This window comes from Lachnoclostridium sp. An14 (genome assembly GCF_002160755.1).
In the GTDB taxonomy this organism is placed as follows: domain Bacteria; phylum Bacillota; class Clostridia; order Lachnospirales; family Lachnospiraceae; genus Lachnoclostridium_A.
Genome location: NZ_NFLE01000090.1, coordinates 1 through 750 on the forward strand (window position 1 = coordinate 1; position 750 = coordinate 750).

A 750-nucleotide genomic window follows, 5' to 3' on the forward strand; every position below is an offset into this window, starting at 1 on the left:
GACTGGGTGGAAATGGAAGTGTTTGGAAAGGAACACGAGAAATTTCTGCGAAATTATTTGGAACTTCCCAATGGGATTCCCTCCCATGATACAATCCAGAGGGTATTTGCGATGGTGCCATCGGAATTTTTAGAGCAATTCCAGAAAAAATGGAATGAAATGCTGAATCGTGAGGAAGGAGAAAAAATTAGGAAACTGCTTGCCATTGATGGAAAAACCCAAAGGGGAAATGGAAATAAAAACCAGAAAGGGAACCATATTGTCAGTGCTGTAGATGAGAACGGCTTTTGCCTGGGTCAAAAACGGGTAGAGGAAAAGACAAATGAAATCATGGCCATCCCCGAACTGCTGGACAGTCTAACGATAAAAGGATGTATCATCACAACGGACGCCATGGGGACACAGACGGAAATCGCGAAGAAAATTCGACAGAAACGGGCGGACTATGTGCTGGCGTTAAAGGGGAATCAGGGGAGCTTGTATGAAGATGTGAGGCTTTATTTCTCAGACCCGGAGCTACGGGAAAAATGCGCCTATAAAAAGACCGTGGAAAAAGCAAGAGGGAAAGTAGAAAAGAGGGAGTACTGGCAGACAGAAGATATAGGTTGGTTAAGCCAGAAAAAGGCATGGTCAGGACTGAAAAGCATTCTATTGACGCGGAACACGATAAAGGGGGCAGACGGGAAGGAGCAAATAGAGGAAAGATATTTTATAAGCAGCCTGTCAACAGAGATAGAAGACGCCGCGCGA

The 750-nt window shown here is 44.9% G+C and carries 1 protein-coding gene; it reads left to right on the forward strand.

The window, feature by feature from the left end; translation table 11 throughout:
* Positions 1–750: ISAs1 family transposase (locus B5E84_RS20230; RefSeq protein WP_087226766.1), on the forward strand; the 750-nt coding region annotated here is incomplete at both ends.